This window comes from Kluyvera sp. EC_51 (assembly GCF_019584505.1).
GTDB lineage: Bacteria > Pseudomonadota > Gammaproteobacteria > Enterobacterales > Enterobacteriaceae > Kluyvera > Kluyvera sichuanensis.
This window is the reverse complement of the sequence record NZ_VDAG01000083.1, coordinates 20538-28327: the sequence shown is the minus strand read 5'-3', so window position 1 is coordinate 28327 and position 7790 is coordinate 20538. Positions and strand designations below refer to the sequence as shown.

Annotated in this window: 6 protein-coding genes; 2 read left to right on the top strand and 4 right to left on the bottom strand. The window is 57.3% G+C overall.

Features of this window, described 5'->3' with window-relative positions; genetic code table 11:
• Window positions 1-175: 175 nt before the first annotated feature.
• The 4 genes from FHC49_RS14965 to trpS form a co-directional block, all read right to left on the bottom strand.
• Window positions 176-1300: an ABC transporter permease gene (locus FHC49_RS14965; protein WP_185668303.1), complete on the bottom strand. Its 1125-nt coding sequence runs from the start codon at window positions 1298-1300 to the stop codon at window positions 176-178.
• Window positions 1300-4029, bottom strand: coding sequence for a ribosome-associated ATPase/putative transporter RbbA (gene rbbA, locus FHC49_RS14960; protein WP_220440206.1), 2730 nt, complete (start codon window positions 4027-4029; stop codon window positions 1300-1302). The genes FHC49_RS14965 and rbbA overlap by 1 nt, the downstream gene beginning before the upstream one ends.
• Window positions 4026-5093: an HlyD family secretion protein gene (locus FHC49_RS14955; protein WP_220440205.1), complete on the bottom strand. Its 1068-nt coding sequence runs from the start codon at window positions 5091-5093 to the stop codon at window positions 4026-4028. The genes rbbA and FHC49_RS14955 overlap by 4 nt, the downstream gene beginning before the upstream one ends.
• A gap of 261 nt (window positions 5094-5354) precedes the next feature.
• Entirely contained in the window at window positions 5355-6362 is a 1008-nt protein-coding gene (gene trpS / locus FHC49_RS14950; protein WP_220440204.1) for a tryptophan--tRNA ligase, read from the bottom strand.
• A 526-nt stretch (window positions 6363-6888) separates the two neighbouring features.
• Between trpS and FHC49_RS14945 the strand changes: the two genes are divergently transcribed.
• Both FHC49_RS14945 and FHC49_RS14940 read left to right on the top strand, forming a co-directional pair.
• Entirely contained in the window at window positions 6889-7227 is a 339-nt protein-coding gene (locus FHC49_RS14945; RefSeq protein ID WP_185668191.1) for a YebF family protein, read from the top strand.
• 95 nt (window positions 7228-7322) lie between these two features.
• On the top strand, window positions 7323-7790 hold the full coding sequence (locus FHC49_RS14940) for a MarR family transcriptional regulator (protein WP_185668192.1): 468 nt from the start codon (window positions 7323-7325) through the stop codon (window positions 7788-7790).

Here is a 7790-nt window from a genome sequence, read left to right as displayed (position 1 = left end):
GTGAAACGCCGTAGCGCCGATGGTAGTGTGGGGTCTCCCCATGCGAGAGTAGGGAACTGCCAGGCATCAATTAAGTGAAGAAGCCCATCCTGACGGATGGGCTTTTTTTCGTCTGCGGGAAAGTGAAAGTGCGGTGAACATCCCGGGGTCACTGCGTTCGCCCGGGCTACAAATCTTACGCCATCTCCCCAATCGTCTTACGAAAACGCACCAGTGCAATACCAAAGAACGCTCCGCCAATGGCCAGCAGCGTCAAAAACTGCGGCCAGACGATAGCAAAATCGGCACCGCGATAAAGAATAGCCTGCGCCAGGCTCACGAAATGCGTCGTGGGCATGGTAAGCATAATGTCCTGCACCAGCTGCGGCATACTCTCTCTCGGCGTTGAACCGCCGGACAGCATCTGCAACGGCAGCAGCACAAGGATCATCAACAGCCCCAGCTGCGGCATAGATCGGGCAATCGTGCCCATAAAAATGCCGATCGACGTTGTCGCAAACAGGCTCAGCGCGACCCCCAGCATAAATAGCGGGATTGACCCCTCTATCGGCACCTGCAGGATCCCCTGCACCATCAACATCAGCGACAGCCCCGACACCACCAGAACCACCAGTCCCATCGACCAGATCTTAGCGAGCATAATCTCAAACGGCGTTACCGGCATCACCAGCAGGTGCTCAACCGTACCGTGCTCACGCTCGCGGATCAACGCCGATCCGGTAAGCACGATCGCCAGCATCGTAATGTTGTTGATGATCGCCATCACCGCGCCAAAACGCGCCTGCTCGAGGTTCGGGTTAAAGCGCATCCTCACTGCCAGCTCTACCGGCAACGCACTGTTATCCCGATACCGCGCCACAAAGCTGTTCACCTCTCCGGTCACGATGTTCTGGATATAGCTGTTGCCGGTAAACGCCTGGCTCATACGGGTGGCATCGACGTTAACCTGCAAATCCGGCTGCCTTCCTGCCAGTACATCCCGTTGAAAATTAGGCGGAATATTGATGGCGAAGGTATAGCGCCCGGCATCCAGCCCTGCATCCATCTCGTCGGCGGTAATCAGCTCGGGTTCAAGGAACCACGGCCGATAGAAGCCGTTGATAATCCGCGATGAGAGCTGTGATTTATCCATATCGGCAATAGCAATCGGCGCCAGGTGCAGAGAGCCTGGCATCACCGTTGCCGAAGAGTAGACCGAAACGGTGAAGGCAAACACAATCAGCGTCAGCATCGCCTTATCGCCCAGCAGGCTGCGGAGTTCCTTCACGCCGAGGTTATAAATATTGCGTAATCCGCGCATCATCCCTCCTGTTTTTTCAGCAGCCACACGCTTAATCCCAGCACCAGCGGCACGGCAATCAGCAGCGGAATAAACGACGCCCACAGGTCACCTAGCCCCAGCGCTTTTGAGAAAGTGCCGCGGGCGATGGTCAGGAAGTGGCTGGTTGGGTAGATCTGGCCAATCCAGCGGCCTGGCCCTTCAAGCGACGCGACCGGATCGATCATCCCGGAGAACTGGGTGGCGGGAATCAGCGTAATGATCGCCGTCCCGAAGATCGCCGCGATCTGGCTCTTCATAAAGGTGGAGATCAACAGCCCCAGCCCGGTGGCGATGGTGACATACAGCAGCGCCGCCAGCGTCAGCGTCAGGAAACTCCCCTTATGCTGCACGCCAAAAACGAATACCGACAGCGCGCAGAGCAGCAGAAAGTTGAACATCCCGAGCACGATGTAAGGCATCTGCTTACCGAGTAAAAACTCAGTGCGGGTGGTGGGCGTTACGTACAGGTTGATGATCGAACCCAGCTCTTTCTCCCGCACCACGCTCAGCGCGCTGAGCATCGCCGGGATCATCATCAATAGCAGCGGGATCACCGCCGGAACGATCGCTGGCAGGCTTTTCACATCCGGGTTATAGCGATAACGTGTTTCAATAGAAATCAACGAGGTATCACGGCTGGCGGAAGGCTGCCGCCCAGCCATCTCCTGTAACCACGAAAGGTGCATCGCCTGCACGTAGCCGCGCACCGTTTCCGCGCGGTTTGGCATCGCGCCATCGACCCACACGCCTATCTGCACCGGCGTGCCGCGGGCAATATCACGGCCAAAGTTTGGCGGAATTTCGATGGCGACCGCCAATTCGCCATCGCGCATTCGGCGGTCCAGTTCGTCGTAGCTATGCAGCGGCGGCTGCTCGATAAAATAGCGCGAACCGGCAATGTTCTGCGACCAGCCCTGGCTGCTGACGGTTTGATCGCGGTCGAGCACCGCAAAGCGCAGATCCTCTACGTCCATGCTGATCCCATAGCCCATGATAAACATCAGGATCACCGTTCCCAGCAGCGCCAGTGTCGATCGCACCGGATCGCGGCGCAGCTCCAGCGCTTCACGGCGGCTATAGCTGAACAGACGGCGCAGGCTAAAGGCCTGACGCGGTGGTTCGCTCTCGGTTTTCACGGGCGCTTCCGCCATCTCTGCAACAGGAATGGGATCGGAGGCCTCCTTCAGGTAAGCAATAAACGCCTCTTCCAGCGTGGCTGCGCCGCGCTTTTCGACCAGCGCCTGTGGGGTATCGCTGGCCAGCACCTTGCCCGCGTGCATCAGCGAAATACGGTCGCAGCGCTCCGCCTCGTTCATAAAGTGGGTGGAGATAAAGATGGTGACCTTATCCTGGCGTGCCAGGTCGACCATCAACTGCCAGAACATATCGCGGGCCACCGGGTCTACGCCGGAGGTCGGTTCGTCGAGGATCAGCATCTCCGGGCGATGGATAACCGCCACCGCCAGCGACAGACGCTGGCGAATACCGAGCGGCAGCGCGGTAGGCAGGGCATTCTCTACCTCGGTGAGCATAAAGCGCTGGCTCATTTCGGCAACCCGTGCGGGAATTTCGTCATCCGGGATATGGAACAGCTTGGCGTGTAGCTCCAGGTTCTGCCGTACGCTCAGCTCGCTGTAGAGCGAGAAAGCCTGCGACATGTAGCCTACCCGGCGGCGGGTCTCGATATCTTTTGGATCGACCGGCTGACCAAACAGCCAGGCTTCCCCTTCGCTGGCAGGCAGCAGCCCGGTCAGCATCTTCATGGTGGTGGACTTACCGCAGCCGTTAGAGCCGAGAAAGCCGAAAATCTCGCCGCGGGCGATACGAAAGTTCACGTGATCCACCGCGACAAAGTTGCCAAAGCGCATAGTCAGCCCGCGCGCTTCAATGGCGATCTCCTCTTCAGAGGTATCGCGCGGCGGGATGATAACCTGCTGGTGCGCGTTGCGCTGCGCTTCTGGCAGTAGGGCGATAAACGCCTGTTCCAGCGTCTGGCTATGGGTGTGGTTACGCAGTTCTTCCGCGCTGCCGGTGGCCAGCACTTCCCCGGCGTTCATCGCCACCAGCCAGTCGAAGCGCTCGGCCTCTTCCATATAGGCGGTGGCAACCAGCACGCTCATCTCCGGCTGGCGCTCGCGGATGCTGTCGATAAGCTCCCAGAACTGCGCGCGTGAGAGCGGGTCCACACCGGTGGTCGGTTCATCGAGGATCAGTAACTCTGGATCGTGGATCAGCGCACAGCATAGGCCGAGCTTCTGCTTCATCCCACCGGAGAGTTTCCCGGCTGGGCGGTCGCGGAACGGCGCCAGCCCGGTGCTTTGCAGCAGCTCGTCAATACGCGCTTCACGCTCGCTTTTATCATGACCAAACAGCCGCGCAAAGAAGTCGACGTTCTCGTAGACCGACAGGGTGTGATAGAGGTTTTTGCCCAGCCCCTGCGGCATCCAGGCGATTTTCGGGCAGACGTCGCGGCGGTGTCGGGCATCGCGCATATCGCCGCCGAGCACCATCACGTTACCTTGCTCAATTACCCTTGCGCCGGCAATCAGCGACAGCAGGCTCGATTTCCCCACGCCGTCCGGGCCAATCAACCCTACCATCCGTCGTGAGGGGATAGTCAGCGTGATATCGCGCAGCGCGACGGTGGCACCGAAATGCTGGCCGACGTGCTCCAGCCGGGCGACGGCGGGGTGGATATCCTGTTTCATTGCGGCAACCTCACCATCAGCGTGGCAGGCCACGGCTGCTGGTTATCCAGGCGTACATAGGCCATTCCCGGCAGGCCGGTTTTCACATACTCAAGGTGTTCAGCCAACAGTTCCGGCGGAATGCGCGCTTTAACGCGGAACATCAGCTTAAGCCGTTCATCGCTGGTTTCGACAGTTTTCGGCGTGAACTGGGCGACGCTTGCCACAAAACTGATATTGGCAGGGATCACCAGATCCGGCGCGGCATCCAGAATGATGCGCACCTCGCTGCCGATGGCTAACAGCCCGGCTTGCTCGGTGGGCAGGAAGAAGGTCATGTAGACGTCGGCGAGGTCGACCATATTCAGCACGCGTCCACCGGCAGCCAGCACTTCACCCGGCTCGGCTACGCGGTACTGAATGCGCCCATCGCGCGGGGCTTTCAGTTCGCTATCGTCGATATCGGCCATGATGCGGCGTTCGGTTGCCTGGGCGGCTTCAACGCGGGTTTGCGCCTGAATGATGCTGGTGCGGGCGGCTTCTATCGCCGCACGGGCAGCAGAGACCTGCGCACGCGCGGACTCGAGTGCAGCCCTGCCGCTTTCGGCGGCGGCACGGTCATCGTCAAGCTGCTGGGCGGAAACCGCGCCGCGCTGCGACAGCGTGCTGGAGCGGGCGTGACGTTTGGAGGTGGAGTCCAGCTCTGCCTGGCGCTGTTTAACGATGGCTTCGCTGGCGCGCATTTCACTCTGACGCTGATCCAGCAAGGCTTTGGCTGCGGCGACGGCGCTCTGCGCCTCTTTAATCTGTGCGGCAGCTTCCAGGCGCTGCTCGTTCAGCACCCGGGTGTCCATGCGGGCCAGCACTTCACCCTGGCGGACAAACTGCCCCTCTTTGACGACAATCGACTCGATACGCCCGGCGGTTTTGGTGGCGATATCCACTTCCGTGGCTTCAATTCTACCATTACTGCTGGCGAACCCTGCCGGTAGCCCCGGCGGACGAAGCATCCACCACGCCGCGGCGGCAATCACCACCGCGATACCGACGATATACCAGGCCCAATGCTGCTTGAATTTGTCCATACGCTACCCGCTCTGTTCCCTGTTGCTGAGTGCGCGCGTTTCGTCTTGAACGAAAGGAAAGGATGCTGTGAAGAGTGCTACTCATGTGGTCATCGTCAGCAATCCTGGCCGTAAATGAAACACGCATAAATATAGCTACTGTCAATGCCATACTAGCACCGACATTCATTATGTCCATGCCATTAACATGGGTTTGCGAAAGCATTAACACAATTAATCAAAGTGGATGAGGGCTCGGCAACGTCCGCGCCCTCATGGCGTTCAGAACAGCACCGGCAGCCCAAGCCCGCGTTTGACCGCATGTAGCGTCTTCTGAGTCACCTCATGCGCCCGTTCGCTGCCTTGACGCAGCAGCTCCAGCAGCATGCCTTTATCCTGAATCACGGTCGCACGGCGTTCACGGATAGGGGCCAGCAGTTCCTGTAAGCACGCTTCCAGCACGTTTTTGCACTGCCGGTCGCCCAGTCCGCCCCGCTGGTAGTGCGCCTTCATCTCTGCGACGAGCGCTTTATCGGGATGGAATGCATCGAGGTAGGTGAAGACTACGTTGCCGTCGACTTGCCCGGGATCGGCTACGCGCAGGTGGTTGGGGTCGGTGTACATGGCGCTCACCGCTTGATGGATTTCTGACTCGCTGGCGCTAAGGGTCAGCGTATTGCCGAGCGATTTCGACATCTTCGCGCCGCCATCAATGCCCGGCAGTCGGCTCACGTCGCTCAGCAACGCTTTGCAGTGGCGCAGCACCGGTTCGGTGGTCAGGCTATTCATCTTGTGCACGATCTCGTTGGTTTGTTCGATCATCGGTAGCTGATCGTCGCCCACCGGTACGAGATCGGCGTGAAAGGCGGTAATGTCGGCGGCCTGGCTAATCGGATAGGCCATAAAGCCGACCGGCAGTGAACGGGAGAAGCCTTTCTGCGCGATCTCGTTTTTCACCGTCGGATTACGCTCCACGCGGGCTACGGTAACGATATTCATATACAGCGCGGTTAACTCCGCCAGCGCGGGCAGGGCCGATTGCAGGCAAATGGTGGTGCGGCTCGGGTCAATGCCCACCGCCAGATAGTCGGCCATCACTTCCAGGATATTGTGGCTGATTTTTTGCGGGTTGCTGCCGTTGTCGGTCAGACCCTGCAGGTCGGCAATCAGAATAAACTGCTGATGTTCATGCTGTAATTGCACGCGCTGGCGCAGCGAACCGACGTAGTGGCCAAGATGCAGTTGGCCGGTAGGGCGGTCGCCGGTCAGGATAGTATGGGTGGTGTTCATCAGTCGTTCCTTATGAGATATAAAGCCGAAAGACGAGACTGAGAAACAACAAAGCCGCCTTTCGGCGGCTTTGAAAAAAGATAACGTAACCCGAGCCGCCTGTTATGAAGGCAGCCACCAACGGTTGGAGCGAGTAACGGTCACGTTTGTGTTCATCTTTTTATCCTGCCACCAAACTGCCTGCGCTGTCTACCCTTTCACCATAAAACGATTTTATTTCTGGAAATGGGTCTCCATAAATATATAAAAATAGGCGTTTTGTATTATTAGACTTCGTTATTTTGATGGTGTAAAAATAAATAGGGAGAGTAATTAAGATGATGGTGTAAAACAATTAAAGGAGATTAACAATAATCAGTATGCATATATTATGGTAACTCATCTTTTTTACTGAGTTATTTATTCGATATTTACGCAACAATACCAACGGGTGGGTTTACATACCCCCTGATGTTTCTAGAATACCCCGATGTGATAATACGTTAACTCAACCTAACCTACCTTCAGCATGAAAAAGACATTATTAGTGACTGCACTATTTTGTGGCCTGCTGACTGCAGGCGTTTCGACGATATGCGTTGTTCATGAAACCTTCCACGATACGACATCGGCCTGTCGTCCGGATTTCTCCCGTAAAGCACTGCTGCGGGTGAAAGAGGACTATTTACGCGGCCGCTTCCCGCACTGGTATCAGGAAAAAAGTCAGCTCGGTACGATGACCCCCGAACTTCGTTTCGGCGAGGTGACCATTGAAGATGAAGAGTACCATGTCCCTTTCACCGCGCGGGGGCCCATCACCTCGCTGGCGCGCATCGGCCTTGTTAACTGCGTGTCCATGGACGTGGAGTACATCGCCGCCAGGTAGGCCCGTTTTACAATCCATGCGGTATAGCCTCTCCGTTCCTTGATACTTATCATGGTAAGTATTATCGTAGTGGTACGAAACGATCGGAGAGTATGATGACCGAAGAAGAGCTGTTTGCCCGCCGCCCAATGGGCATGCGTATGGCGATGGTGGTACGTCAGTGGCGTTCAATCATCGATCATGCCATTACCGATACCGGCCTGACGCAGTCTAGCTGGACGGTGCTGATGCAGCTTCATCAGTTGGGTGACAACGTTTCGGTCAGTGAGCTTGCGGAGACGCAAGGCATTGAACTGCCGCCGCTGATGCGCACGCTCACGTTACTGGAACAGCAGGGCTACCTGCAGCGCACCGTCTCACCGTACGACAAACGCATCCGCCTGCTGACGCTCACCGACGAAGGTCGGGCCGTGCTCCAGACGCTCAACCAGGTGATTGAAGCCTTCCAGACTCGCGTCGCTAACGGCATTCCCGCCGCCGACATCGCGAAGTTTAGCGACACCCTGAATCAAATAGCCTGCAATCTGCGGAATATCCGCGAAGAAAATAATAAAACCGACTAA

What these genes read in the sequence shown, in the direction of transcription:
- FHC49_RS14965 (WP_185668303.1), bottom strand. Translation starts at nt 1,300, where the DNA reads ATGCGCGGATTACGCAATATTTATAACCTCGGCGTGAAGGAACTCCGC.
- rbbA (WP_220440206.1), bottom strand. Translation starts at nt 4,029, where the DNA reads ATGAAACAGGATATCCACCCCGCCGTCGCCCGGCTGGAGCACGTCGGC.
- FHC49_RS14955 (WP_220440205.1), bottom strand. Translation starts at nt 5,093, where the DNA reads ATGGACAAATTCAAGCAGCATTGGGCCTGGTATATCGTCGGTATCGCG.
- trpS (WP_220440204.1), bottom strand. Translation starts at nt 6,362, where the DNA reads ATGAACACCACCCATACTATCCTGACCGGCGACCGCCCTACCGGCCAA.
- FHC49_RS14940 (WP_185668192.1), top strand. Translation starts at nt 7,323, where the DNA reads ATGACCGAAGAAGAGCTGTTTGCCCGCCGCCCAATGGGCATGCGTATG.